General features: G+C 50.7%; 21 protein-coding genes and 1 tRNA gene. 5 read left to right on the top strand and 17 right to left on the bottom strand.

Annotation, left to right across the window (positions count from 1 at the left end):
- Positions 1-3: 3 nt before the first annotated feature.
- Together mtgA and BLP55_RS08740 are read right to left on the bottom strand one after the other, a co-directional pair.
- Positions 4-690 carry a monofunctional biosynthetic peptidoglycan transglycosylase gene (gene mtgA / locus BLP55_RS08745; RefSeq protein WP_091142098.1) on the bottom strand — a complete coding sequence of 229 codons (687 nt, stop codon included), beginning with the start codon at positions 688-690 and terminating at the stop codon, positions 4-6.
- Positions 687-1,799 carry an NAD(P)/FAD-dependent oxidoreductase gene (locus BLP55_RS08740; RefSeq protein ID WP_091142213.1) on the bottom strand — a complete coding sequence of 371 codons (1,113 nt, stop codon included), beginning with the start codon at positions 1,797-1,799 and terminating at the stop codon, positions 687-689. The genes mtgA and BLP55_RS08740 overlap by 4 nt, the downstream gene beginning before the upstream one ends.
- Before the next feature lie 241 nt (positions 1,800-2,040).
- On the opposite strand from BLP55_RS08740, the gene BLP55_RS08735 reads away from it, so the two are divergent.
- Both BLP55_RS08735 and BLP55_RS08730 read left to right on the top strand, forming a co-directional pair.
- Positions 2,041-5,247, top strand: a complete 3,207-nt coding sequence (locus BLP55_RS08735; RefSeq protein ID WP_091142096.1) for a reprolysin-like metallopeptidase — start codon at positions 2,041-2,043, stop codon at positions 5,245-5,247.
- A 91-nt stretch (positions 5,248-5,338) separates the two neighbouring features.
- Entirely contained in the window at positions 5,339-7,240 is a 1,902-nt protein-coding gene (locus BLP55_RS08730) for a S9 family peptidase (protein WP_091142094.1), read from the top strand.
- 34 nt (positions 7,241-7,274) lie between these two features.
- Here BLP55_RS08730 and BLP55_RS08725 read toward each other — a convergent pair whose 3' ends face one another.
- The 7 genes from BLP55_RS08725 to pdxA all read right to left on the bottom strand — a co-directional run bounded on the left by BLP55_RS08725 (position 7,275) and on the right by pdxA (position 13,026).
- Positions 7,275-7,712 carry a hypothetical protein gene (locus BLP55_RS08725; protein WP_091142092.1) on the bottom strand — a complete coding sequence of 146 codons (438 nt, stop codon included), beginning with the start codon at positions 7,710-7,712 and terminating at the stop codon, positions 7,275-7,277.
- 278 nt (positions 7,713-7,990) lie between these two features.
- Positions 7,991-9,337, bottom strand: a complete 1,347-nt coding sequence (gene accC / locus BLP55_RS08720) for an acetyl-CoA carboxylase biotin carboxylase subunit (RefSeq protein WP_091142089.1) — start codon at positions 9,335-9,337, stop codon at positions 7,991-7,993.
- Between the two features lie 127 nt (positions 9,338-9,464).
- The gene (accB, locus tag BLP55_RS08715) at positions 9,465-9,953 is read right to left on the bottom strand and encodes an acetyl-CoA carboxylase biotin carboxyl carrier protein (RefSeq protein ID WP_091142086.1); all 489 of its coding nucleotides are present in this window, start codon (positions 9,951-9,953) and stop codon (positions 9,465-9,467) included.
- Between the two features lie 23 nt (positions 9,954-9,976).
- Positions 9,977-10,975, bottom strand: coding sequence for a beta-ketoacyl-ACP synthase III (locus tag BLP55_RS08710; RefSeq protein WP_091142084.1), 999 nt, complete (start codon positions 10,973-10,975; stop codon positions 9,977-9,979).
- A 163-nt stretch (positions 10,976-11,138) separates the two neighbouring features.
- Positions 11,139-11,336, bottom strand: coding sequence for a 50S ribosomal protein L32 (gene rpmF / locus BLP55_RS08705; protein ID WP_091142081.1), 198 nt, complete (start codon positions 11,334-11,336; stop codon positions 11,139-11,141).
- Between the two features lie 9 nt (positions 11,337-11,345).
- Complete coding sequence (locus BLP55_RS08700) at positions 11,346-11,885, bottom strand: YceD family protein (protein WP_091142078.1); 540 nt, start codon at positions 11,883-11,885, stop codon at positions 11,346-11,348.
- 79 nt (positions 11,886-11,964) lie between these two features.
- Positions 11,965-13,026, bottom strand: coding sequence for a 4-hydroxythreonine-4-phosphate dehydrogenase PdxA (gene pdxA, locus BLP55_RS08695; RefSeq protein ID WP_091142210.1), 1,062 nt, complete (start codon positions 13,024-13,026; stop codon positions 11,965-11,967).
- Between the two features lie 55 nt (positions 13,027-13,081).
- On the opposite strand from pdxA, the gene BLP55_RS08690 reads away from it, so the two are divergent.
- Positions 13,082-13,672 (top strand): riboflavin synthase, encoded by a 591-nt coding sequence (locus tag BLP55_RS08690; RefSeq protein WP_091142075.1) that lies wholly within the window; start codon positions 13,082-13,084, stop codon positions 13,670-13,672.
- A 17-nt stretch (positions 13,673-13,689) separates the two neighbouring features.
- On the opposite strand, the gene BLP55_RS17440 is transcribed toward BLP55_RS08690, so the two are convergent.
- From BLP55_RS17440 to mce, 3 genes are all read right to left on the bottom strand, one after another.
- On the bottom strand, positions 13,690-13,902 hold the full coding sequence (locus tag BLP55_RS17440) for a PID-CTERM protein-sorting domain-containing protein (protein ID WP_394331918.1): 213 nt from the start codon (positions 13,900-13,902) through the stop codon (positions 13,690-13,692).
- 227 nt (positions 13,903-14,129) lie between these two features.
- Positions 14,130-14,203, bottom strand: a tRNA-Ile gene (locus tag BLP55_RS08680).
- 64 nt (positions 14,204-14,267) lie between these two features.
- The gene (gene mce, locus BLP55_RS08675; RefSeq protein ID WP_091142073.1) at positions 14,268-14,669 is read right to left on the bottom strand and encodes a methylmalonyl-CoA epimerase; all 402 of its coding nucleotides are present in this window, start codon (positions 14,667-14,669) and stop codon (positions 14,268-14,270) included.
- Positions 14,670-14,905: 236 nt separating this feature from the next.
- Here mce and rbfA point away from each other — a divergent pair, with 236 nt between their 5' ends.
- Positions 14,906-15,298, top strand: coding sequence for a 30S ribosome-binding factor RbfA (gene rbfA, locus BLP55_RS08670; protein WP_091142071.1), 393 nt, complete (start codon positions 14,906-14,908; stop codon positions 15,296-15,298).
- Positions 15,298-16,497, top strand: a complete 1,200-nt coding sequence (locus BLP55_RS08665; protein WP_170826823.1) for an ABC transporter permease — start codon at positions 15,298-15,300, stop codon at positions 16,495-16,497. Before rbfA ends, BLP55_RS08665 begins: the two co-directional genes overlap by 1 nt.
- 73 nt (positions 16,498-16,570) lie before the next feature.
- Here the strand turns inward: BLP55_RS08665 and dusB are convergent, their stop codons facing one another.
- The 5 genes from dusB to BLP55_RS08640 form a co-directional block, all read right to left on the bottom strand.
- Positions 16,571-17,566, bottom strand: a complete 996-nt coding sequence (gene dusB / locus BLP55_RS08660) for a tRNA dihydrouridine synthase DusB (protein ID WP_091142068.1) — start codon at positions 17,564-17,566, stop codon at positions 16,571-16,573.
- A gap of 424 nt (positions 17,567-17,990) precedes the next feature.
- Entirely contained in the window at positions 17,991-19,283 is a 1,293-nt protein-coding gene (locus BLP55_RS08655; protein ID WP_091142065.1) for a flexirubin biosynthesis putative acyl-CoA ligase FlxY, read from the bottom strand.
- Positions 19,280-20,932 carry a C45 family autoproteolytic acyltransferase/hydrolase gene (locus BLP55_RS08650; RefSeq protein ID WP_091142062.1) on the bottom strand — a complete coding sequence of 551 codons (1,653 nt, stop codon included), beginning with the start codon at positions 20,930-20,932 and terminating at the stop codon, positions 19,280-19,282. The genes BLP55_RS08655 and BLP55_RS08650 overlap by 4 nt, the downstream gene beginning before the upstream one ends.
- Positions 20,929-22,446 carry a phytoene desaturase family protein gene (locus tag BLP55_RS08645; protein WP_091142060.1) on the bottom strand — a complete coding sequence of 506 codons (1,518 nt, stop codon included), beginning with the start codon at positions 22,444-22,446 and terminating at the stop codon, positions 20,929-20,931. The genes BLP55_RS08650 and BLP55_RS08645 overlap by 4 nt, the downstream gene beginning before the upstream one ends.
- Complete coding sequence (locus BLP55_RS08640) at positions 22,443-26,114, bottom strand: 1-acyl-sn-glycerol-3-phosphate acyltransferase (protein WP_091142058.1); 3,672 nt, start codon at positions 26,112-26,114, stop codon at positions 22,443-22,445. Before BLP55_RS08640 ends, BLP55_RS08645 begins: the two co-directional genes overlap by 4 nt.

Raw genomic sequence — 26,114 nt, 5'->3', positions numbered from 1 at the left:
GGCTCAATAGTCGAGCTTGACCGATGCCATACCCGCCATCACGCGGTCTTTTTTGCGGTTGATGCGCGCCGACGAATTGGTGGCCGTAAACTTACGCGGGTTCGGCAATATGGCCGCAATGCCCGCCGCTTCGCGCTTGGTGAGGTTGTCGGCGCTTTTGCGGTACCAATATTGGGAGGCCGCTTCGGCACCGTATACGCCGTTGCCCATTTCGATGCTGTTCAGGTATACTTCCATGATGCGCTCCTTGCTCCAGAACACTTCGATCAGGACGGTGAACCATGCTTCGAGTCCTTTGCGGAGCCAGCTTCGGCCTTGCCACAGGAATACATTTTTGGCCGTTTGTTGCGAGATAGTGCTGCCACCGCGCAGTTTTTTTCCTTTTTCGTTGTTCTTCATGGCTTTTTGGATCGCGTTGAAATCGAACCCGTGGTGTTGCAAAAAAGTCGCATCTTCGCTCGCAATCACGGCTTTTTGAAGGTTGGGCGATATGTTCTCGAGCGGCTCCCAATCGTGGCTGCACACCATGTCCTTGCCGTCGAACAAATTCTCGACCGCGCGTATGGTCATGAGCGGCGTGTAAAAAACGGGCACGAACCGAAACAGGATCACGCCAAAAATCGACAATCCGATGAACCACAACATCGCCTTGAACAAAAAACGTTTGAGTCTTTGCAACTTTCTTTTCATACCAGATCTGCTAATTCGGTCCCAACCACGCTACCGATGGCCACACCCATTCCGCCCAACCGAACGCCACAGTAGACGTGTTCGGACATTTGTTCTACAATCGGTTTTTTGGTGGCACCCATCCCCATGATCCCGCTCCACCGGTGCGCGATCTCGAAATCGCGTCCCGGGAGAATGACCTCGCGCAACAACTTCTCGAGCTGATTTTGAATGAGGTCTGTTTGCCCAAAGGCCGTAGTGGTTTCGCCTTCAAAATCTAGGTTCCGTCCGCCGCCAAACAAAATCCGGTCTTCGAAATTCCTGAAATAATAATAGCCCCTGTCAAGATGGAATGTGCCCTTGATGTCGAGGTTGGCGATGGGCCCGGTGATCAACACCTGTGCGCGCGCTGGTTTGACGGCACCACCTGTGAGCTTCTCGGCAAAACCGTTGGTCGTGAACAACATTTTTTTGGTCTTGAATGTCAAATCTTCGAGCGCCACTTGGACCCCATCATGTGCTTCGTGGAAAGACGTTACAGTTTGTCTATTCAGGATCAAAATGTTTTGGGCGACCGCCTCTTTGAGCAAAGCCTGCATCATTTTTCCGGTATCGATTTGCGCCTCAAACGGATTGAACACCAGATATTCGTGCACACCGCCAAAGCCAAACCGATCGACCTCTTTGGCGAATACGTCGGTTTTGAACAGCGGTTGCAGGATTTGATTGAGAAAGGGGATTCTCGAAACACACTCCTCATAGCCGCTTTGGTCGTCCTTCAAAAAAAGCTCGTAGCCGCCGTGAGGTCTGAAGTCGATGGCTGTATCGCCCAATCTCCTGCGCAAGAGGTGCAACCCCTGCCAGCGTTTCTGGATCAGTTCAAGGACTTCTTCTTCGCTGTGGGTGCGCAAATCGTCGATGATTTCCGAAATAGAACCAAAACACGCAAAACCGGCGTTCTTGGTACTGGCGCCTTGCGGCAACGTCCCTTTTTCGAGCACCAGTATCTTGGCGTCGGGAAAACGTTCGCGCAACCTGAGCGCGGTGTGTAAACCCACAATACCGCTGCCGACTATGGCGTAATCGACATCGGTAAACCAGTTTTTCAATTCCCAAAAACTCAAATCCATCGACAAAAAATTTTTATAAAAGTAGTTTTTTTCGATTGAAACGGAAAGCACATCGGCGACACCGACAACACAAAATTTGAATTTGCGATAACATCAGAATAGTAATACAATTATTGAGTATCTGACAATAGTATAACACGTAGTTTGTCGATTTGTTAACTATTTTCTTTAATTGTTGAATAAAGTTTCGATTATACTTCTATATTTGACTCGCTAATTTCTAACTAATTCATCCCAAATTATGAAAAACAGGTTACTCACGGTTGCGCTCGTCGCAATCTCTGGTTTTTCTTTCGCCCAAACGGGAAAAACCATCTGGAAATCGACCGCGCAAAAACCCAACACGGTCGTGATCGCCAACAAAACCAATCTCACCAACCCAAGGCTTTTTGAACTCGATGTAGCGGCGCTCAAGCAACAGCTCTTGAACGCCCCGAGCCGTTTTGCGGCGGGTCAGTCGGGCATTGTCGTGGCGTTTCCGAATGCTTCGGGCCAACTCGAAAATTTCCGTATCCAGGAGTCGTCGAACATGGATCCGGAACTCGCGGCGCGTTACCCCGAGATCAAATCCTACATCGGCCAAGGCGTCGACAACAAGGCGTCGACCATTCACTTCAGCGTATCGCCGTTGGGTGTACAGACCATGGTGGTTCGCGGGGACCAATCGGCCGAATTCATCGAGCCGTACACCACCGACCGCAGCACCTACAGTGTCTACAAAAAATCGGACAAGTCGGCCGCCATGGGCGCTTTCGAATGTAAAGTAGCCGATGTAGCGCACGACCACATCCGCGAAAACACCTTACGCCCGAATGCCGACGATGCCACGTTGCGCACGTTCCGTCTGGCCATGTCGGTCACGGGCGAATACACGGCCTACTTTGGCGGCACAAAAGCCCTTGCACTGGCAGCCATCAACACGACGATGACGCGCGTGAACGCTATTTTTGAAAAGGATTTTGCCGTCAGGATGACGCTCATCGCCAATACCGATGCGGTGATTTACACTTCGGCTTCGACAGATCCGTACTCGAACGCTTCGACAGGAGCCGGCGGTGCTTGGAATTCGGAGTTGCAAAACACGCTCAATTCGGTCATCGGCAACGCCAACTACGACGTGGGGCACTTGTTCGGTGCCTCGGGCGGCGGCGGAAACGCAGGCTGTATCGGTTGTGTATGTGTGGCCAATCAAAAAGGAAGCGGCTACACCTCGCCTGCAGACGGCATCCCTTCGGGCGACAATTTCGACATCGACTATGTAGCCCACGAATTGGGCCACCAGTTTGGTGCCAACCACACCTTCACGCACAGCAACGAAGGCACGGGTGTACAGATGGAACCCGGTTCGGGCTCGACCATCATGGGTTATGCGGGCATTACCTCGCGCGACGTGCAACCGCACTCGGACGCCTACTTTCACGCGGTAAGTATCCAGCAAGTCACGAACAACGTCAAGACCAAGACCTGCCAGGTCAATACGGCTACGGGCAATGCCATTCCAACGGCCAACGCGGGTGCCGACTATACGATCCCAAAGAGCACGCCGTTCATGCTTACCGGTAGCGCGACCGATGCCAACGGCGATGCGCTTACTTACAACTGGGAGCAGATGAATTCGGGAACCTCGTCGACTACCGTGCCGACCGCAACCAAGACCTCTGGGCCTAACTTCAGATCGTACAACTCGACGACTACCCCGACGCGCTATTTTCCAAGAATGCAATCGGTGCTGACCGGCGCGACCACTACAGCCGGAACCGAGGTGACACACGAAGCGCTTTCGTCGGTAGCACGTACCTTCAATTTCAGGTTTACCGTGCGTGACAACCGCGCAGGCGGCGGCGGAAACAACAGCGACGACACCGTGATTACCGTCAACGCGACAGCGGGGCCATTTACCGTCAGTTCACCCAACACGGCGGTTTCTTATGTGGGCGGCAGCTCGCAAACCGTAACTTGGGCGGTGGCCGGAACTACAGCCAATGGGGTCAATTGCGCCAATGTCGACATTTTGATTTCCAGCAATGCCGGAACCACTTGGACAACATTGCTCGCCGCGACACCCAACGACGGTTCTCAGGCCGTAACCATCCCGAACACACCGGGTACGCAAAACCGCATCATGGTCAAGGGTACAAACCACATCTTTTTTGACGTTTCGAACACCAACTTTACCATCACGGCGGGTTCAAGCGATACCGTGGCACCATCGGCGCCGACCAACCTGGCGGCTTCGGGAACCACGCAAACCGCGACCAATTTGACCTGGACGGCTTCGACCGATAATGTAGGTGTAACCGGATACGACGTCTACCAAAACGGCACGTTCCGCGCGAGCACCACATCGACTTCGTATGCCGCAACTGGGTTGACGGCTTCTACGGCCTACTCATTCTATGTGCGCGCCAAAGATGCGGCCGGAAACGCCTCGGGCAACAGCAATACGGTGAACGTAACCACGTTGGCACCGGCGCCCGACACGACCGCTCCATCGGCACCGACCAATTTGGCCGCTTCGGGAACCACAACCACCACAACCAACCTATCGTGGACAGCGTCTACCGATAACGTGGCTGTAACCGGATACGACGTATACCAAAACGGCACCTTCCGCACGACCACGACCACGACGTCGTATGCCGTCACCGGACTCACCGCAGCCACCGCGTATTCGTTCTTTGTACGCGCCAAAGATGCTGCAGGGAACATCTCGGGCAACAGCAACACGGTAAACGTGACCACGTCTAGCGTGAGTTTGAACTATTGTACTTCGGCGGCCACCAACACCAACGACGAACGCATCGGACGCGTGGTTTTCGGAACCATCAACAACCCATCGACGGGATCGGCGGGATATGAAAACTTTACAGCCTTATCGACCAATGTGACGCGCGGCACGGCCAACACCATCACCATCACGCCAACTTGGCTCGGCAGCGTATACAGCGAAGGCTATGCGGTGTTCATCGATTACAATCAGGACGGCGATTTCAGCGATTCGGGCGAAACGGCCTGGACGCGTTCGGCTACGACTACGACGCCTGTCTCGGGTACGATTACGATTCCTGCCACCGCGGCATTGGGCGCTACCCGTATGCGTGTTTCGATGCGTTACAACGCCGTACCGTCGGCTTGCGGATCGTTTACGTACGGACAAGTAGAAGACTATACCGTGAACATTGTATCGGCCGCACGCGAAGCCGAAGAAACCGCTCCGGTTGCGCAACTCAAGATGACCGTTTATCCGAACCCGGTGCAATCTGATGTGCTGTATGTTTCGGATGTCGATCAGGCCACATTCCGCATCTTCAATCTGATGGGACAGGAAGTCGCCAAAGGAACGGTTGAAAATGGCGCGGTCTCGGTAGCCAATGTCAAGCCGGGAACCTATTTGCTCGAAGTAACCGCCAACGGCCAAGTTGCCGCCAAGCGTTTCGTTAGACAATAAACAACACCCCTTCAAAACTGAAAAGCTATCCCGTTTGGGGTAGCTTTTTTTGTTAGGATTGCGTACTTTTAGCGTTCAAAAATCAATTCGAATGAATAAAATAATCGCTTCAACCTTACTCCTGATGAGTGTATCTGCAACAGCCCAAACCACCATGACGCCCGAATTGCTTTGGAAACTCGGCCGCGTGACCGGCCTGGGCATTTCGAAAGACGGCAAAAATGTCGTGTACAAAGTATCGACGCCATCTGTAGCCGACAACAAATCGACCTCCAAGTATTTTACCGTACCGGTTGCGGGCGGGCCATCGGTCGAAGTTGCCGAGCACAAATCGCTGCTCGCCGACAAAAGCCTGTCGCCCGATGGCGCTTATAAAGTTTACCACGAAGAAGTCAAGCTGCAAGATGTGCTCGGGAAAGAGCTGCATCCTGATTTGAAAAAATCGGAAGCGCAAGTCTACAACGCGCTCGATTACCGTCATTGGGACACTTGGAGCGAAGGCAAATACAACCACGTTTTTTACAAGGAAAACAAGGACGGCGCCAAGGGAATCGATCTTTTGAAAGGCGAATTGTTCGATTCGCCAACCAAGCCGTTCGGCGACGAAGCCGATTATTTGTGGGCACCCGACGGCAAAAGCATTTTGTATGTCACCAAGAAAAAATCGGGTACCGAATATGCGCTGAGCACCAACACCGACATTTACCAATACGATCTGGCGACGGGAAAAACCACCAACCGTACCGAAAAGAACCTGGGTTACGACGTGGCGCCGCAATTTTCTCCTGCCGGCGATTTGTCTTGGCTGCAAATGAAGCGCGACGGTTATGAAGCCGACAAGAACGACATCATTGTAAGCCACAAAGGCATCGACATCAATTTGACCGGCGGATGGGATGGCACGGTCGACCGTTTCAAATGGGCGCCCGATGGCCAGAAAGTGTATTTCATTGCGGCTGTGGACGGTACCAAGCAATTGTTTGAAGTGAACTTTCCGGGGCGTACACGCATTGCGGTGACTGTCAAACAGGTGACCAAGGGCGAATTCGACGTCGTGGATCTGGTGGGATTCAGTGGCAATTCAATCATCGTCGCGCGCAACGACATGAACCATGCGTCTGATTTGTACCATTACGATTTGAAGAAAAACACCTGGAAACAGCTCACCGATGTCAACCAATCGAACTACGCCAACGTCGCCATGAGCAAAACCGAACGCCGTTACGTGACCACAACCGATGGCAAAAAAATGCTCGTTTGGGTGGTCCTGCCACCCAATTTTGACGCGACCAAAAAATACCCGACGCTGCTCTATTGTCAAGGCGGTCCGCAATCGCCGCTCACGCAGATGTATTCTTTCCGCTGGAATTTCCAGTTGATGGCCGCGCAAGGGTACATTGTCGTGGCGCCCAACCGCCGCGGGATGCCGGGGCATGGTGTCGAATGGAACGCATCGATCAGCAAGGATTGGGGCGGACAGGTGATGCGCGACTATTTGTCGGCGATTGACGATGTGGCCAAGGAAAGCTATGTAGACAAAAACCGATTGGGTTGTGTAGGACCGAGCTTTGGCGGTTATTCGGTGTTTTATCTGGCGGGCATCCACAACAATCGATTCAAGACGTTCATCTCGCACGACGGTGTGTTCAACCTCAAGAGCATGTACGGTACCACCGAAGAATTGTTCTTCAACAACTGGGACCACGGCGGCGCCTACTGGGAAAAGGACAATGCCGATGCGCAAAAAGCCTACAACGAATTCAACCCGATCAACAACGTCGACAAATGGAACGCGCCGATCTTGATCATCCAGGGCGGCAAAGACTTCCGCGTCCCGATTGGGCAAGCGCAGGAAGCATTTCAGGCGGCACAGTTGCGCGGCATCAAGAGCCGTTTGTTGTATTTCCCCGACGAGAACCATTGGGTGTTGAAACCGCAGAATGCCATTGTCTGGCAGCGCGAGTTTTTCAAATGGCTGAACGAAACGCTCTAACAAATAACAAGAAGCCCGCCAATGGCGGGCTTTTTTAATTCCAGGTGATTTGGTAACAATCGCCTCCGTTGGTTTCAATGACGGTGATCACCAACGGCTGACCGTTGGCCAAAACGGTCCGGATTCGTTTGAAACAGTTTCGGGCGCTTCCGACGCCGCAAATCGTGCAGGATTGCGCGTTGGCCACTGGCGGGCCGTCTGACTCGCCAACGGCAATGTTGTTGGACAATTTGTCCTTGCTGTTCAAGCTGATGCTGATGGACGCTTCATACTTGGCGTAGTTGGTCGATTTGTTGAGCTTTAGCGCTTTGAGCGAGGCGACGGCACCGTTGACATAATCGGCCAGACGCTTTTCGGTTTCGTCCAGGCTCTTGTACTCTTCGGTCGTTACGACACTCACCATTTTACTTTCTTGTCCTACAGACAAATTGGCGGTCAACAGCAGGACCACGATCGACAACATTTTCTTCATGACTTTTAGATTTTAGTTTACGGGAATATTCCCAAGGCTAAACTAGGAAATGCCCAACTGGCTTTATTACAGATTTTCTGCCGATTTTCAATAAACTTTTGCGGGTTGCGTGAGGGATTGAGCAATTGTTTGAGCTCTTTGCGCACGACCGAAACCTCGGGAGTGCGCAAAAGCGAGTGCGAAAGCCCGACGGCGCCCGACAAGCTTGAAAAAGAAGAAAAACACCAGCGCCGGCACGCCCAAAAACAAAAAACCCCACCGTAAAGTGGGGCTTTGATTTATTCGACTTCCTTCATTTGGAAACCTTCCATGAATTTGGTCGTGTAATTGCCGGCGACATAATCCGGTTCGTCCATGAGTTGGCGGTGGAACGGGATGGTGGTCTTGATGCCTTCGATCACGAATTCGTCGAGCGCGCGCTTCATCTTGCTGATGGCCTCCTCGCGGGTTTGCGCCGTCGTGATGAGCTTGGCAATCATCGAATCGTAATTCGGTGGAATCGTGTAGCCCGCGTAAACGTGCGTATCGAGACGGATGCCGTGCCCGCCCGGTGCGTGCAACGTCGTGATTTTGCCCGGTGACGGACGGAAATCGTTGTACGGATCCTCGGCGTTGATACGACATTCGATCGAATGCAGGTTCGGGAAATAATTTTTCCCAGAGATTGGAATGCCTGCGGCTACCAATATTTGTTCGCGGATCAAGTCGTAATCGATGACCTGCTCGGTGATCGGGTGCTCGACCTGGATACGCGTGTTCATTTCCATGAAATAGAAGTTGCGGTGCTTGTCGACCAAGAATTCGACGGTTCCGGCACCTTCATATTTGATGTACTCGGCTGCTTTCACCGCGGCCTCGCCCATTTTGTTGCGGAGTTCGTCGGTCATGAATGGCGACGGGGTTTCCTCGGTGAGTTTTTGGTGACGACGCTGGACAGAGCAATCTCTTTCAGACAAGTGACACGCTTTTCCATACGAATCACCAACCACTTGGATTTCGATGTGGCGCGGTTCTTCGATCAATTTTTCCATGTACATGCCGTCGTTGCCGAATGCGGCGCCTGCTTCCATACGCGCACTCTCCCAGGCTTTTTCAAGTTCCTCGGCTTTCCAGACGGCACGCATACCCTTTCCGCCACCGCCCGCAGTTGCTTTGAGCATCACGGGATAACCCATGTCTTTGGCGATTTTGGCGGCTTGCGCGAACGACTCAAGGATGCCATCGGAACCTGGAACACATGGTACGCCTGCGGCTTTCATGGTCGCTTTGGCCGTGGCCTTATCGCCCATTTTCTCTATCATTTCGGGCGAGGCACCGATGAATTTGATGCCGTGCTCCTGACAAATTTTAGAAAATTTGGCGTTTTCGGACAAGAATCCGTAACCCGGGTGGATCGCGTCGGCGTTGGTGATTTCGGCCGCGGCGATGATGTTGGACATTTTAAGGTAGGACAAATTGCTCGGCGGCGGCCCGATACATACGGCCTCGTCGGCAAACTTCACGTGGAGGCTTTCGGCATCGGCAGTCGAATAAACGGCCACCGTCTTGATGCCCATCTCGCGGCACGTACGGATGACGCGCAATGCGATTTCGCCTCTATTTGCGATTAATATTTTTTTGAACATCTTTAGAAATATTTTAAATTTTAAATGCTAAATTTTAAATTATTACAAACGGTGCCGAAGCGTCCATTTATAATTTATAATTGCTTCGCCAGTTCGAGCAAAGCTCTCGGGCCAAAATTTAAAATAATTAAGAAGGATCTACCAGGAACAACGGTTGGTCGAATTCTACCGGCGACGAGTCGTCTACCAAAATCTTGACGATTTTGCCCGCTACTTCTGATTCGATTTCGTTAAAGAGTTTCATCGCTTCGATCACGCACAGCACATCGCCTTTGGCTACGGTTGAACCTACTTCTACGAACATCGGCTTGTCTGGCGCCGGCTTTCTGTAGAACGTACCGATGATCGGCGATTTGATCGTGATGTATTTGGCATCGTCCGAAGCGGCGGCAGGTGCCGATGGAGCAGCAGGCGCGGCGGCTGGTGCCGATGGGGCAGCAGGAGCGGCTTGCGGCAAGGCCTGTACCGGTGCTTGCTGTACATATGTGATGTCTGGCGAGTTGCCTTCGAGTGTCGTACGGATGGTAACCTTGACATTGTCCATCTCGAGCTTGACCTCGGCCACGCCCGTATTGGACACGAATTTAATCAGGTTTTGAATCTCTTTTAAATCCATAATTATTTGTTTTTATCGTTTAGTTATAGTTTGTTGTAAGCCCATTTGAGGTAAATCGAACCCCAGGTAAATCCGCCGCCAAAGGCTGCAAAAATCAGGTTGTCGCCTTTTTTGAATTTGTGCTCGAAATCGGCCAGCAACAACGGAAGCGTGCCCGAAGTCGTATTGCCGTACTTTTCGATGTTCACCAGCACTTTGTCGTCATCGAGTTCCATGCGCTGCGCCGTGGCGTCGATGATGCGTCGGTTGGCCTGGTGTGCGATGAGCCAATCGACATCGTCCTTGGTCAAATCGTTCTTTTTCATGATCTTCTCGCTCACATCGGCCATGCCGGTCACCGCATATTTGAACACGGTTTTGCCGTCCTGGAACACATAGTGTTGGCGGTTTTCGACGGTTTCCTTAGACGCCGGAAGGATCGATCCGCCCGCGTCGATTTTGAGGTATTCGCGGCCAATGCCGTCGCTGCGCAGGATTTCGTCGATGACGCCAAGCCCTTCGAAATTGGGTTCAAAGAGAACCGCGCCAGCGCCATCTCCAAAGATGATGCACGTGGCGCGGTCTGTATAGTCGATGATGGATGACATTTTATCGGCACCGATCAAGAGTACTTTTTTGTATTTGCCCGACTGGATAAACGCCGAAGCCGTAGACATACCGTACAAAAATCCCGAACAAGCGGCCTGCAAATCATAGGCAAAAGCGTTGACGGCGCCAAGCTGTGTGGCTACGTAAACGGCCGTTGCGGCTACCGGCATGTCGGGTGTGGTGGTGGCCACCAATACCAAATCGATTTCGGCCGGGTCAAGACCGCTTTTTTTGATCAAATCTTCGCCTGCTTTGATCGCGAGATACGACGTTCCGAGCTTGTCGCCTTTGAGAATGCGACGTTCCTTGATTCCGGTACGCGTCGTGATCCATTCGTCGTTGGTGTCTACCATTGTTTCGAGCAATTTATTAGAGAGCACGAAATCAGGCACATAGGCCCCCACAGCAGTAATAGCGGCTGTAATTGTATTCATATTCTTGAGTTATTGTTCCACCCGAAACAAGGTACTTCGTAAAGAGGTGGAATTTACAAAAAATTCTAAAACTATGGTTTAGAATCGCTTTTTATTTCCAACATCCCGCAACAAAAAAACTCCCACAGCAAGTGAGAGTTCAGTTGTTCTTTATCGTGCAGTATTAGGCAACGGCAGCAGGCGATTTGTCGATAACGACTTGTCCTCTGTAATACATTTTGCCTTCGTGCCAGTATGCTCTGTGGTACAAGTGTGCCTCTCCAGTTACTGGGCAAGTTGCGATGGTAGCAACGGTTGCTTTGTAATGCGTTCTTCTCTTATCTCTTCTGGTTTTGGAGACTTTTCTTTTAGGATGTGCCATTTTATTCTATTATTTATCCGTTAATAGTTTTTTTAATTGGTCCCAACGCGGGTCCGTTTCTTCTTGTTTTTCTTCTTTTTTGTGGTCTTTGACCGACAGTTCCTTGAGCTTGTCGAGCGCCGCCGATTGCAGCGTCCCGTCTTTGATTCCCGGATGCACCTTTTTGAGCGGGATGGACAACGCAATCAGTTCATAGACGTACTGCTTGATGTCGATCTGGTGCTCGCCATGGGGCAAAATCAGCAACTCTTCGTTGTCGTTGTTGAATTCGTCTCCGAACTGCACGACCAGTTTGATTTTTCCTTTGACAGGCAAATCAAACATCTCGCCGGTCAAATCGCACGGAACATGAACCGTCCCCGCGTGTTTGAATGCCAACTCGAGCATCGTACTTTTTTTCTCAAGAACTACATGGACTTTGATGTCTGCGCTTTCAAATTCGTCAAAATCAAAGTCGTCAAAGAACGCTTTTGTAACCTGATAATCAAATTGGTGTTTGCCTTGTTTTAATCCCACGAAAGGAATTAAAAATTCATTCGTTACTTTCATCACACAACAATTTGTCCCGATGTTTCGGGAGTGCAAAGATAAAAAATTATTGTACAAACAAAACGGTTGGCCTTATTTTTTATCGATTATTTTTTTCTTCGCGCTTTTCCTTGACTTTCATCGGGTTGGCGCTCATTTCGGCATACTGGTTTCGCGCATTGTAGATGTCAATGGCCAAGTACACCGCCTCTTGAAAAGACTGCGCATCGGCAACACCTTTGCCCGCAATGTCATAGGCCGTGCCGTGGTCGGGCGACGTCCTGATCTTGTCGAGCCCTGCCGTATAATTCACGCCCTTGCCAAAAGACAACGTCTTGAACGGGATCAAACCCTGGTCGTGATAGGTCGCGATGATGGCGTCGTATTTTTCGTACTGCCCGCTGCCAAAAAAACCATCGGCCGGAAACGGACCAAACGCCAACGTCCCCTTGTCGAACAATTTTTTGATCGCGGGTTTGATGATGTCCTGCTCTTCCTTGCCGATCACGCCGTTGTCTCCGCTGTGCGGGTTCAGGCCCAACACCGCAATCTTGGGTTTGTTGATGCTGAAATCCTGCACCAGTGTTTTTCTGACGGTCTCGATTTTTTGTGCGATCAATGCCGGTGTCAGGTGTTTCGATACCTCGTTCACCGGGACGTGGTCGGTAAGCAAGCCAACGCGCAGGTTGTCTTGTACCATCAGCATGAGCGCGTTGCCTTCGAGTTCCTGGTTCAAATAATCGGTGTGCCCCGGGAATTTGAATTCATCGGATTGGATGTTGTATTTGTTGATGGGTGCCGTCACGAGCACATCTACCGCACCCTCCTTGAGTGCCTGCGTAGCGGCCACGAACGATTTGATGGCGTAGCTTCCGACGGCATCGTCGTTGGCGCCAAAATTCAAATCGACGTTTTCGCGCCACACGTTCAGCACGTTGATCTTGCCCGTGATGATTTGGTCGAGATGGTCTATCCCGTGCAGGTTGGCCGTAGATTCGAACGTTTTCTTGACGAACGAAAGGATCTTGACATTCGCAAAAATGACCGGCGTACACAACTCGAGCATGCGCGAATCCTCGAAAGTCTTGAGCACCACTTCAGGGCCGATGCCATTGAGGTCTCCGATTGAAATGCCAACGATAATATTTTCTGCTTTTTTCATTTGCGTGACGGCCAATTTGGCTAATTTTGAAGTGCAAATTTAATAAAATATACCAATGTTTACAGGAATAATCGAAACACTGGGCACGGTAAAACAATTGGTACATGAGGCCGACAACCTTCACCTGACCATCGATTCTTTGATCACAGGCGAACTCAAGATCGACCAAAGCGTGTCGCACAACGGCGTGTGCTTGACCGTGGTAGACCTCAACGGCAGCCAGTATACGGTAACCGCCATACGCGAAACATTGGACAAGACCAACTTGAGTGACTGGAAAGTAGGCGATGCGGTCAACCTCGAGCGCGCCATGAAACTCGGCGACCGGCTCGACGGCCATATCGTGCAGGGCCACGTCGACCAAACGGGCGTATGTACGCGGATCGAAAATGCCAACGGAAGCTTTTACTACACCTTTGCATACGATGCCTCGACGCACAACCTTACGATAGAGAAAGGATCGATTACCGTCAACGGCGTCAGCCTGACGGTAGTAGACTCACAAGCGAGCCATTTTAGCGTGGCGATCATCCCTTATACGTATGAGCACACCAACTTCAAGGATTTTAAAGTGGGCACAAGGGTCAATCTGGAGTTTGATGTGATCGGAAAATACGTTTCGCGGCTCAACGCCTTGAGGATATAAAAAAAGAAAACTCCGGTTTAAGCCGGAGTTTTTTTATGGTTCTTGTATTGGTATACTTTGTAAAGGCCGTAGGAGATTGCTGCAACGAATAACAAAACGACACCTCCGTCCACAGGTAATCCTGGTGGTGGCGGTACTTGGGGTGGTGGCGGTCCGGTAGGTCCGGCAAACGCGAAACTTGAAAAAAGTAGCGCCAAACCACAAAAATTTTTATTCGGGACAATTCTCATAGGGTGTAAAAATAAATAAAAAATCTATTTAACAAAATTTTTTGTTTGTTAATTCCAAATTTCTAAACCGACTGCAAAAATACGACTTCCAGCCAAAATTCCTAATCCAAACGGTTATATTAACGTAAAATTGAGCACTTTAGTTTTTGTTCGTCAAAAATTACGCACCATTTACCGCCATCGCCGATAAAAAAAGACTTCCTTATTTAGAAAGCCTTCAAATAGTGTGGTCCCACTTGGGCTCGAACCAAGGACCACCTGATTATGAGTCAGGTGCTCTAACCAACTGAGCTATAGGACCGGTTAAAGAGGATGCAATAATACTACTATTTTTGCATTGCGCCAAATGTTCGCGGGTTTTTCGACTACCGAATTTCCTGGCACAATTCAATCAGCACGCCGTTGGTGGTCTTGGGATGCAGGAATGCCACAAGCTTGTTGTCGGCGCCTTTTTTGGGCGTTTCGTTCAGGACGGTGAACCCTTCGGATTTTAGTCGGGCGATTTCGGCAACGATGTCCTCGACGTCGAAGGCGATGTGGTGGATGCCTTCGCCTTTTTTCTCTAGGAATTTTGCAATCGGGCTGTCGGGACTGGTTGCTTCGAGCAGTTCGATTTTGTTGGGACCGTTCTGGAAGAACGAAGTTTTGACGCCTTCGCTCGCGACTTCCTCCATTTTATACGCCGGCGCGCCGAAGAGCTTGGCGAAAACTTCATTCGATACCTCGAGGCTATTGACCGCGATGCCGATGTGTTCGATTTTTCTCATGGATGTTGATTTGCCGCAAAGTTCGCAAAGTTTTTCCCAAAGACTTCAAAGTTTGGATTTATTTCATGCGAACCAAAATGCCCTAGCCCTGATAGCAGCGGCATCCTTTCACGTAGCGTAGCGAAGTGAAAGATAGAGCGGATAGCAGGTTCCCGGCTCCAAAAAATCGAACCCAACGTCAACATCGTTCAGACTTTTGACATTCGACGTTCGACTATAATTCGTACTTTTGCCCCATGGAAACGAACAGACAAAAGAAAATCGGCGCGCTATTGCAAAAAGACCTGGTCGATATTTTGCAAGGCGAAATACGCAAGAACAACATCTCGAATCTCGTGATTTCGGTGTCTAAGGTGAGCGTCACCACCGATTTGTCGATTGCGGGCGTACACCTGAGCATTTTCCCGCAGGACAAAGCCGCCGAAACGCTGGCCGCGATCAAGTCGAACGGGCCGCTGATCAAGCACGACCTCGCGCAACGCGTCAAATTGCAACTGCGCAAGGTGCCCAACCTTAACTTTTACCTGGACGATTCGCTCGATTATATCGAAAAAATCGACAACGCGCTCAAAGGCACCGAAAACCCGATCGAGAACCGCGATTTGCTCGAACGCCGCAAAAAATCGTAGTGAACTTCCCGTTCTACATAGCCGGCCGCTACCTGCGCAGCAAAAGCACCAACAATGCGATCAACATCATCAACCGCATTTCGTCGGTGGGCATTGTGGTCGGGTCGATGGCGTTGTTTGTTGTGTTGTCGGTTTTTAGCGGGCTGCGCGATTTTAGCCTGTCGTTCAGCAACGACTTTGATCCCGATTTGAAAGTAGGCCCAAAAAGCGGCAAGTCGTTTTTGGTTTCGACAGACCAGGAGCAAAAATTACATCAAATTCAAGGCATCGACCACCAAACCAAGATCATCGAAGAACGCGTGTTGTTTGTCTTTGATGGCAAGGAACAAGTGGCATATCTCAAAGGCGTCGATTCGATTTTTTCCAAAGTCAACGACATCACCAAAATCATTTACCAGGGCGATTGGCTCGAACCCAACACCTCTCAGGTGGTCATTGGCAACGGTACCTCGCAAAAACTCTCGCTCGGGCTTATGGATTTTAACCATCCGTTCGAAGTATACGTCCCCAAACCCGGCACGGGAACCATCGAACGTCCCGAAGACGCGTTCAACCAATTCACGTTGGCACCCGTTGGGATTTATGCGCTGAGCGAAGAGCTCGACGACAAGTTTGTGTTTTGCGAATTGCGGCTGGCCCAAGCGCTGCTCGAGTTCAAAACCAACCAAATCTCGGGCATCGAAATCAAACTCAAACCCGGCGTGGACGAACAAACCGTACGTGCATCGCTTGCAAAAATTTTCCCCGATCAAATCGAGGTCAAGAACCGCGCGCAGCTCAACGACAGTTTGTACAAAATGCTCAACACAGAAAATGTGGCCATTTACCTGATCTTTACGCTGGTGATTATTTTGGTTTTGTTCGCGTTTTCGGGGTCGATTTTTATGGTGATCATCGACAAACAGCAAAACCTCAAGACACTCTACAATCTGGGCGCCGAAATGGCCGATCTGCGTCGCATTTTTCTACTACAAGGCACGTTGGTTTGCGTCATTGGCGGGTTGTTCGGGCTGTTGCTCGGATCGATCATTGTATTGGTGCAGCAACAATTCCAGCTTATCATGATCACGCCCAGCCTGGCCTATCCCGTGGTCTATTCCTGGCAAAACGTGCTGGTTGTTTTTGCCACGATCGTTTCGCTTGGCTTTATCGCGTCGTGGATTGCGTCGAGCCGCGTGAGCAAGAAATTGATGGAGTGATTTGGCGTTCGGCCACTATTGCAGCTTGCCCTCTCGATGCTTCGGCACCAATGCAATTGAACCGCAATCTGGTTTACGATACAAACTGATAGTCGGCAAACGCCTGTGAAATTTCATCAAAGGCCGCATACAACCCTTGTGCATTGTCTATCGTGACCAATTTCTGTCGGTATTCCTTGAAGTTGTGAATGCCCTTGAAGTAATTGGTGTAATGACGTCGCGTTTCTACAATGCCCACCCATTCGCCTTTCCATTCCATCGCCCACGTCAAATGATTGCGCGCGGCTTCGATACGGTCCTGCATGGTCGGGGCGGATAGTTTTTCGCCTGTCTTGAAATAATGCTTGATTTCGTTGAAAATCCACGGATAGCCAATTGCGGCGCGCCCGATCATGATGCCGTCGACGCCATAGCGGTTTTTGTACTCGAGGGCCTTTTCGGGCGAATCGACATCGCCGTTGCCAAAAATCGGCATGGTGATGCGCGGGTTGTTCTTGACACGCGCGATGTGCGACCAATCGGCTTCGCCTTTGTAGAGTTGCGCGCGCGTACGCCCATGGATCGACAAGGCTTTGACACCTATGTCCTGCAAACGTTCGGCTACCTCATCGATGTTGATCGAGTCGTCGTCCCAGCCCAGGCGTGTTTTTACGGTCACTGGTAAATTGGTCCCGTCGATGACGGCCTTGGTGAGCCGCACCATCAAGTCGACGTCTTTCAACACGGCAGCACCCGCGCCTTTGCAAACGACTTTTTTGACCGGGCATCCGAAATTGATGTCGATCAAATCTGGATTTACCGCCGATACAATTTTAGACGACATCGCCATCGCCTCTTCGTCGCCACCAAAAATCTGGATACCAACGGGGCGTTCGTAATCAAAAATATCGAGCTTTTGCCTGCTTTTGATCGCGTCGCGGATCAATCCTTCGGACGAGATGAATTCCGAAAACATCAAATCGGCGCCGTGCGTCTTACACAGGCGTCGGAATGGCGGATCACTCACGTCCTCCATGGGTGCAAGCAAGAGCGGGAATTCTGGAAGTTCGATGTTGCCGATTTTGACCATGGCGCAAAGGTACGATTTAAAGTCAAATGTCGAAAACCGAAAGTGGATTGGGCTTACGCGGATCCTGACGCATCGAATACAACAGACTCCCAAGTGGCGCTAACAGCCCGACGACGCACGAAACTTGTACTTTTGATTAGCCCCTGTGTATAAAGGCAACATTTAACAAAATATACAGATTTTCTGTAGCGCAGATTGGCCGCCGTTTCGTAGGGATAAACCCTATTTCCCCTACCCTATTGGGTAGAAAATACAAAATTTTTCGATACCGTAGACACAGAAAAACTATACTTTTTCAAGCGCCGCAATCTAAATATCAACCGTTCTTCGTGAAGTCCCAACACCCTAGGAGGCGGGCGTCGCGGTGCAGCCGATATCCCCGCGTCGTCTGAAAAATTCATCTGGAACGGGCGCACACCCTAAATCAATGCGTCCGGTGATCAAAAAAATGAATCGGTTTTCGGCTCATCGGATTAAAGACGAGTTGGTTCAGAATGGCGTTTGATGTGAAGACAATCTTGGGCGTCACACGCAATTTCGCTTGAAAATGCTCCTTGATCTCGCGCAAAAATATTTCCGATTCTTGCTTGACCGCGAGCTTGATGACGATTTCGTCGGTGCCCAAATCGTTCGTATAGATCTCGATGATGTGGTTCTCGATGTTCGAAAAACCACTCAACACGTCGGTCATCGCGGGCGGGTACAACGTCGTGCCTTTGTATTTGATCATCTGTTGCTTGCGTCCGATCACGGGGCCAACGCGCAACGTATTGCGGCCACACGCGCACGGCTCATGGTGCAATTTGACGATGTCGCCTGTCTTGAAGCGCACCAAAGGCATGGCCTCGATGCCTAGCGTCGTAAAGGTGAGTTCGCCGGGCTCGCTATCTTGAACGGGTTGGTTGTTGTCATCCAACGTTTCGACGACAATGAGTTCAGGGTGGTGGTGGCCGCCAATCGCATGTTCACATTCGGTAAAGGCCGTGCTCATTTCGGTCGAGGCGTAGGTCGAATAGAGTTTGATGTCCCACTTCTCGGTGATCTTCTTCGACAGCGTGCTGAGCGAGAAATCCTGGTTGCGCAACGCCTCGCCTATGCAAATGGCGCCTTTGATACCTGAATTTTTGTAGTCGATGCCGCGCTGTTCTGCAAATTCGATCATTTTCAGAAGAAACGATGGCACCGTAATCAAATGCGAGGGTTGGTACTTGCGGATCGAATCCCATTGCAGTTCGGGAATCCCAGCGCCGACGCGGACGACGCCCACCTTCATCTTGCGCAATCCGAGGAAATAAGCCAGCCCGGCCATGAATCGGCGGTCCATCGTCGTCATCAACTGGACGATATCGCCCGGTTTGATGCCTGCGCAGTCGAACGAAATCGCTTCATTGTAGGCCAGTCGGTCCAAGTCGTTGTCGGTCATGCCAAAAGTGACCGGATCGCCCAACGTGCCCGACGTGGTCGCGTAATCGATGATTTGATGGCGCGGGACGCACAAAAAATCGTCGTTGAATTGCTGTAAATCGGCCTTGGTCGTGACCGGCAGCTTTTGCAAGTCTTCGAGCGTTCGGATGTCCGAAACCGAAATTCCCGCATCGGCAAATCTTTTTTGATAAAATGGCGAATGCGATTGCACATAGGCCAACGTCTCGCGCAATTTTGCTTCTTGAAAAGCCTTGATTTCTGACAGCGGTGCAGTTTCTATGGTGGGAATCATCGTAATTTCTTGTTGATTTTGCGCAGCATTTTCTCCATTTCCTTTTTGGCCGGAAGCGTCGTGATTTCCTTGGTCAGCGCCTGCTCAAGTTCAGGTTTGGCCGCTGCGTAATCCTTGTTTTCAAAATGGAATTTTCCGGGTTTGAAATAAACGATCCAAAAATCCGGGTTCAAAGATTGGTAATTTTTGACAAAATCGGCGGTCATTCCGGTTTTATTTTGAAGCATCTGGTCCATCTTTCGGTCTTCGATACGAAACTGCTCATAGTTTTTATAGGCCTGGGTTTGCAGGAACGGATCGGCAGGAATGTCACGATCGGTTTGCGCCATCGAACTTCCGGCCGCGCGATCGGCGCCAAAGACCTTATTCAAATCATAGCACACAAATTCGCCCATTTGATACGGATTGGCCGAAACCCAAACCAATTTTTCTTCGGGTTTAAAAATCACACCGTGGTGCGCGAGCAGTTGGTTCAGCGCCTTTTCATTGCCATAGCCGATGGCTTTTTCGTCCAGACCTTCGCGGTCGCGCAGGATTTTCGCGGCGATTTCGGGATTGATTTTCGGATGTTCCTCGAACTCCTCGATCAATTTATCGTAACGGTATTGCGAATGGCTGTTCTCGATTTGGTACAAATTGCGTTTGTCGTCTTTGAGCGCATCGCTTTGGAAATGATTCGAACACAAAAGTTGGTTGCTGTTGGGCACCTCGTACACGCCAAAATTATCAGGTGCTACTTCAATCAAAGCAGCCTTTTGGTCCTTTGCGCTGCCCACCATGATCGATTCAGAAACAAATACCTCGCGCTTTTTGGCGATGGCAACGGCCTCGTCGATTGTGGTCGCGTATTGCAAAATCTCACGTGTCAGGATCGAAATCGGTGTCTTGGCAACAAGCGGGATTTTCGACTTCCCGGCATTGATTGTAACGGTGAGCCCCGCATTGTTCATACCCGAAACCGCACCCATCATGCCGGGCCACGTGACCATCATGAACGGATTTCCTTTGTCGGGTTTGACAAACGCAACCACTTTGTCCTTGGCAAAATCATCGCCCGCATAAAAATCGAAATTGCGTCCCAAAATCAAACCGCCATCTTCCGATTTGTCGCCCCAGGCCGCAAACGACGAACAGCCGACCAGGGCCAAATCCTGCATCGCGTGCCCAATGTCGTGCGCGCCATGCAGGTACAACCCGCGCAAATAAGGCGGCGCGATAAAGTCGTAGTCGTGCGAACTGTATTGCGAGAGCCCGTAAATTTCGGTTTTGTATTCTTCGGGAACGTTCAGGTACAATTTGCGGTTGTACCAAGTCAGCAACTTCCGAAGCCATTTTTGTTTGGATTTCGAGGGCACGAGTTCCTTTACTTTTGAAAAAAACACGCGTTCCTGCTTTTTCAAGAGCGAATCTTCCAAGGCGCCGGTCACCAGCCCTATTTGCAGCGGATCGCCCGCAACGTACAATTCCCAAAGGCCTTGGCTGTTTTTCAAAAGCGTGTTTTTTCCCGACGAAAAATAGTTTTCGCTGTGTCTTTGGACTTTCGGGACCGATGGGTCGTAGCCTTCCGTCTGCGGTTGGTGGCGCAACGATTTGGATGTCCCGCAAGACACCAGCAACAACAGCGCAATGATTGTCATCCCTTTTTTCATGGCGCCGCTTGATTGATTTTGTTGACCAAATATGCTTTGCCGAGGATTTCGCAGCAAGTCGCTACGGCACCGATCGTAACGCCCAAAACCCCATGAATGCTTACGCTTTGCCCTACCAGATACAAATTGTCGAGTTTGGTTTTACTGGGTACAAAAGTGCGCATCGGATCGTTCGCATCGCGTACATAGCCGTACATGCTGCCGTGGTGCGACCCGATGTAGTCGCGGTACGACAGCGGCGTAGAGGTATGCATCGACTGGATGCAGCTGCGGATGTTCGGAAATTTTTTCTCGACTTCGGCCAACAGGATTTCGGCCTTGCGGTTTTTGAATTGCTCGTACGTTTCGCCCCGGTCGCCTTTTTCGGCCGTGGTGTTAAAGGTACCGGCCCAATGCGCGACATCGGCATATTTCATATAGGTCAAAATCGTCATGCCATCGGCAAAGGTCTCCGATTTGTGCGTCGCATTCATAGACACCATATAATGTTTGGGCCAGTTGTGCTCGTCGTAGTCTTGCGCTGTCCAAACCGCATCCACATTTTTGAAATGGTAGTCGTTGCGGTTGATGTACGGGAAACTATCGGGTTTGAAGACGAGGTACAAACTGAACGCCGAAATCACATCGTCGAGATTTTTCACACGTTCGTAAAACGGCTTTCTAAAATGTTCCTTCCCAACCAAGTCGAGCAGCGTTTTGAGTTCGATGTTCGACAAAAACAAATCGGCCGTCACGGTAGATCCGTCCTTGATTTGCGCCGATCGGATTCGGTTTTCGATCACTTCAAGCCCCACGACTTCATGGTATTTGTAAACCTCGGCACCATGCTCGCGCAACTGCTTGATGAACTGCTTGGTGATCTGGCTCCCGCCATTGATACACCGCCAAGCGCTTTGGATGTACGAATTCACCGAAAGCGCGTGCACATAAAACGGCGACTTTTCGGGCATGCCCGCATACAGGAAATTCGAACCGGCCAACACCGCCGCGAGTTTCTTATCGGGCACGATCGATTCGATGGTTTGCTTGGCGTTTTGTGCTAGGATCTTGGTGTCGTATTGTCCTTCGGCCTGCAAGTTGTAGAGCGGAAACGCATCGCAGGTTTCGGTCAGTTTTTGCAGGTAATTTTCGATGGACGAATGTTCTTCGGGGAAATATTTCGACAATTGTTCGGCAAAATTCCGATAGCCTTGCGCATGCGGAAACGCCTCCTGCTCGTCTTCGAACGAAATGACATCGAATGCGTCCTCGTCCATTTTCTTGAGATGCAACCCGTTAATGATGCCGAGGTATTTGAAATAACGGTACAAATTCTGTCCTTCCTCCAACCCGCCGATATAATGGATGCCCGTGTCGAAAATCGTCTTATCGCGCACAAACGTTTGCAAATTCCCGCCGTACTGGTTGTTCTTTTCGAGCACACAAACACGTCGGCCCTCCTTGGCCAGGATCAATGCCGAGACCAATCCGCCGAGACCGCTGCCAATGACCACCACGTCGTAATGCGCCTTCATGATTTTCGGGTTAAAACGGTGAACGACGGGTGCTCGTAAACGCTTTCGTAGCCCATGATTACAAGCTGCGATACTATCTCGGGCGATTGCCATACGACAACTTTGTTCGGCAAATCGGCGACCAGGTCAAAGTCGCGCGGCGTCGAAATGAGCAACACGTCAAAAGTTTGCCCGATGGTTTCGGAAAGCGAATCGACATAACGCAAATGTCTTTTCCCCGCAATGTAATTGGTTTTGGCCACAGCGCGCTTTTCCCCGTCGCCGATGAACGACGTTACTTTGCGCGTGGGTTCCTGCAACGTCAAATACACATCCAACTGACCGAAGTCGTCGGCCATGTGCAGGATCTTGTCTTTTTCGCCCAGCCATCGGTTGAGTTCGAAATAGCTGTCGAGATTGGCCTTGACGTCTTTCTTGACAGCCGATACCACAGGCCATTCCTTGTAGTCGAAACTGTAGAGCAGCATTTTTTTGAAGTAGTCCGGCCCTTCGATACGGCGTCTGATTTGTTTGAACTCGCTTCGGAAAAAAGTGTTGATTTTCTTGGTCCGTTCGACATAATCACCGCCAAAACGCGCGTCGTCGATGCCAATGCGTTCGAGCACGTCTACGGTAATCGATCCGTCGTAAATGATGAAATCGCCCTTGGGCAACGTCTCTGAATTCCCATGGATGGTAATCGGCAAAATATCGAGTTGGAATTGTTCGGCCAAAAAGAAAGCGCCTTTGTGAAAACGGTGGATGTGGTTGCTCATCGACCGCGTCCCTTCGGGGAACACCACCAGCGAAAACCCTTGCTCGACTTTTTTGCGCAAATGCTCGACGCCTTCTTCGATGCCGGCCGATACGGGATAAAAACCGGCCGCACGAACCGCCGGACCAAACACGGGCGAGTTGTACACCCAGTCGTTCACCAGATAAATCATGCGGTGCGTAACCATGCCCAAGGCCAGTGTATCGAGAAACGACGTGTGGTTGGCGATGATCACTGCGGGTTTCTCAAACGTCTCGCCGCGCGGGTTGTTGACCTTTTTCTTGACAAAAAGATTCGTATACAGCACCGACGCGATGAATTTGGCCATGATCCACTTGAAAGCCAGCAGCTTTTTCTTTGGGTTTGCAGGAACAATCCTGACCAGCAAACTCAAGACCGATGTCAAGGCGCCGCCCAGCCCATAATAGGTAAACGACACCATACTGTGCGCAAAAGTCAAAATCCCGAACGGCGGATTGCCTTTTTCGGTGCGGCCCGAAATCACGGCCCTGAACAACAACGGATAAAAGATAAAAGTCACCACAAGCGCCGCCAAAACGCCCACGAGCGAAATGGCCGATATCGACTTCAACGCCGGATGTTTTGCAAAAACCAACGCGCCGATGCCCAAAATAGTCGTGATGACCGCAAGGATGATCGACGTGCGGTAAATGGCCAGCTCGTTTTGCCCGTTGGTGTGTTGTTTTTGTAACGCGCTGGTCATAAAAATGCTAAAATCGACGCCATGCCCAAACACCAGCGTACATACGATCATGCTAAAAATGTTGAACTGGATGTCGAACATACCCATGATACCTGCCGTCACGATGGCCGTCACCACAATGGGCACGGTGGCGACGAGCACCAATTCGATGCGCCTGAAAAAAAAGAAAAGCACCAACACCACCGCCAAAAAAGAATAATTGACCAGTCGGTTGAAATCGACCTTGAGGTTGCCCAAAAACGTTTCGTTCATTTGCTGACGGTCGATGGCCAGCACATTGGGCTTGTGCGCGATGCGTTGCACCAGGGCGTTGCGTTGGGCGTCCGATACCTTGACCAACGTCGAGATGGTGTAAAAACCGTTTTTTTGCGCGAGGAACTCCTGCAGTTGCATGGCCGGCAATTCCTTAAATGCGGTTGTCGGAATGGGTTGGAACGGCGTGTCGAGACGGTCAAAAAAACGTTGGTAGGTGTTGGGTTTGAATCCCAATTGCGCGCCTTCTGCCACCAGCGCATTGGTGACGCTTTGTTTCTTTTGCGCATCCCAGAATTGTTGCCAACGGTCGATTTTTTGTTGCTGTTCGGCTTGCGATGAGACGATTCCGCCGATCGAGCTGAAATTGAGCAGCTTTCCCGTTTCTTTTTGGCCTTTGAGTTCGGCAAACAAACGGCGGTTTATGTCGAGTACCGAATCCAGACTGTTCCCGTAAGCGGCAAGATAAATCGATTTGGAGGTCAGGTTTGTGTTTTGCTCGAGCTCCTTTTCGGCAGCCTTGATGTCGGGCGGTACAAAATTGAGTTGCGACAAATCGTTGTTGAACGAGACCTTGTCGTACGTAAAAAAGCAAGCGACGATGACCGCCAGACAGCCGCCGATCAGCCACTTGTTCTTGTGGAACGAAAAACCTGCGAAACGGTCGATCCAATTGCGTTGGTGGCCAAAATTATCTTGCTTGGGACGGTACAAATGCGGCACGAACACCAACGAAAACACCGCAGACGACAGCGTAATCGAAGCCGCGAAAATCCCCAAATCCTGCAAGGCATCCGAATGTACGAACAGCAAACATAAAAACGCGATGGCCGTGGTCGACGAGCTCATGATGAGCGGCATGGTGATGTCCTTGTACAGCGTCTTGACGTCGGAATTGTGTTTGTAATGCGTCAGGATGTGCAGCGAATAATCGATCGTAATCCCAATCAAAATCGATCCGATGCCCAACGAAATGGCCGAAATGGTACCCTTGAGCACATACAACAACGCCACCGAGAACAGCGCTCCGAACAACGTCGGCAAAAAGATGATCAGCGGGATAAAAATCCTGCGGTAAAACAAAATCAGGATCAGCATGAGCGCGGTCATCGCGATCGAGGTCGACCAAATGATGTCGCTCTTGATTTGTTTGGCGTTGGCCACGGCAATCAGCGCCGATCCAAAATAGTTCGCCTGCGCTTTGCCTTTGAATTGTGCGTTGAGATGGTCGCGTATGGCGTAAAGCTTTTCTGCAAACAGCGTATTCTGCTCGGTTTCCGAAGACGCAAACTTGGGCGACAAGAACAACAACAACTTCTTCTTGTCGTTGGTCACGACATAACCGTTCTCGAGTGCAAACTCGTCGCCAATGTTGAGCTGTTGCAATTTCTTGAGACCAATCAGCGAAAGACCCAGCGGATCATGCAAAATAAAATCGCGTGTCACGATGCCCGAAGGCGACATCAGCGATTTATAATTCCCCTGGACGGCTGCCGCCACGCTGTCGCGCGACAATTTCGCGTTTATGGTTTTGTAGTCTTCCTCATCCAAAAACAGCGGGAGATTGGCTTGCACGAAGTCCATCGTTTGGGCGATGTTGTCTTCGTCTACACGTCCTTGGATGCCGTTGATGTACGGCGCACATTGCACCTGTGTGCTGTCGACAAACGCCTCGGCATAGGCGGTCAAATCGTCGACGGTCGCGTCGCCCGTGGCGTGGATCGTAACGGTGATCTTGTCGGCAAAATTAACCTGACGGAAAACCTTGGTGGCCACGTCGGCATTTTGGCTGGTAGGGATGAGTTTGGTGATGTCTTCGCTAAAGCGGATACGGCTCGCGAGCAACCCGAGCACCAACAACAACGCAGCAAATATTCCAACAGACAAGACTTTGTTCCTGTCTACAAAGGAATGGATGGCATAAAAGAGTCGGTGCAT

This window comes from Flavobacterium caeni (assembly GCF_900101895.1).
In the GTDB taxonomy this organism is placed as follows: Bacteria; Bacteroidota; Bacteroidia; order Flavobacteriales; family Flavobacteriaceae; genus Flavobacterium; species Flavobacterium caeni.
The sequence above is the reverse complement of the archived record's forward strand: the minus strand, read 5'-3'. Positions and strand labels throughout refer to the sequence as shown.

Excerpts from the sequence above, each read along its gene's own strand:
- mtgA (WP_091142098.1), bottom strand. The coding sequence starts at position 690 with ATGAAAAGAAAGTTGCAAAGACTCAAACGTTTTTTGTTCAAGGCGATG.
- BLP55_RS08740 (WP_091142213.1), bottom strand. The coding sequence starts at position 1,799 with ATGGATTTGAGTTTTTGGGAATTGAAAAACTGGTTTACCGATGTCGAT.
- BLP55_RS08735 (WP_091142096.1), top strand. The coding sequence starts at position 2,041 with ATGAAAAACAGGTTACTCACGGTTGCGCTCGTCGCAATCTCTGGTTTT.
- BLP55_RS08730 (WP_091142094.1), top strand. The coding sequence starts at position 5,339 with ATGAATAAAATAATCGCTTCAACCTTACTCCTGATGAGTGTATCTGCA.
- BLP55_RS08725 (WP_091142092.1), bottom strand. The coding sequence starts at position 7,712 with ATGAAGAAAATGTTGTCGATCGTGGTCCTGCTGTTGACCGCCAATTTG.
- accC (WP_091142089.1), bottom strand. The coding sequence starts at position 9,337 with ATGTTCAAAAAAATATTAATCGCAAATAGAGGCGAAATCGCATTGCGC.
- accB (WP_091142086.1), bottom strand. The coding sequence starts at position 9,953 with ATGGATTTAAAAGAGATTCAAAACCTGATTAAATTCGTGTCCAATACG.
- BLP55_RS08710 (WP_091142084.1), bottom strand. The coding sequence starts at position 10,975 with ATGAATACAATTACAGCCGCTATTACTGCTGTGGGGGCCTATGTGCCT.
- rpmF (WP_091142081.1), bottom strand. The coding sequence starts at position 11,336 with ATGGCACATCCTAAAAGAAAAGTCTCCAAAACCAGAAGAGATAAGAGA.
- BLP55_RS08700 (WP_091142078.1), bottom strand. The coding sequence starts at position 11,885 with ATGAAAGTAACGAATGAATTTTTAATTCCTTTCGTGGGATTAAAACAA.
- pdxA (WP_091142210.1), bottom strand. The coding sequence starts at position 13,026 with ATGAAAAAAGCAGAAAATATTATCGTTGGCATTTCAATCGGAGACCTC.
- BLP55_RS08690 (WP_091142075.1), top strand. The coding sequence starts at position 13,082 with ATGTTTACAGGAATAATCGAAACACTGGGCACGGTAAAACAATTGGTA.
- BLP55_RS17440 (WP_394331918.1), bottom strand. The coding sequence starts at position 13,902 with ATGAGAATTGTCCCGAATAAAAATTTTTGTGGTTTGGCGCTACTTTTT.
- mce (WP_091142073.1), bottom strand. The coding sequence starts at position 14,669 with ATGAGAAAAATCGAACACATCGGCATCGCGGTCAATAGCCTCGAGGTA.
- rbfA (WP_091142071.1), top strand. The coding sequence starts at position 14,906 with ATGGAAACGAACAGACAAAAGAAAATCGGCGCGCTATTGCAAAAAGAC.
- dusB (WP_091142068.1), bottom strand. The coding sequence starts at position 17,566 with ATGGTCAAAATCGGCAACATCGAACTTCCAGAATTCCCGCTCTTGCTT.
- BLP55_RS08655 (WP_091142065.1), bottom strand. The coding sequence starts at position 19,283 with ATGATTCCCACCATAGAAACTGCACCGCTGTCAGAAATCAAGGCTTTT.
- BLP55_RS08650 (WP_091142062.1), bottom strand. The coding sequence starts at position 20,932 with ATGAAAAAAGGGATGACAATCATTGCGCTGTTGTTGCTGGTGTCTTGC.
- BLP55_RS08645 (WP_091142060.1), bottom strand. The coding sequence starts at position 22,446 with ATGAAGGCGCATTACGACGTGGTGGTCATTGGCAGCGGTCTCGGCGGA.
- BLP55_RS08640 (WP_091142058.1), bottom strand. The coding sequence starts at position 26,114 with ATGCACCGACTCTTTTATGCCATCCATTCCTTTGTAGACAGGAACAAA.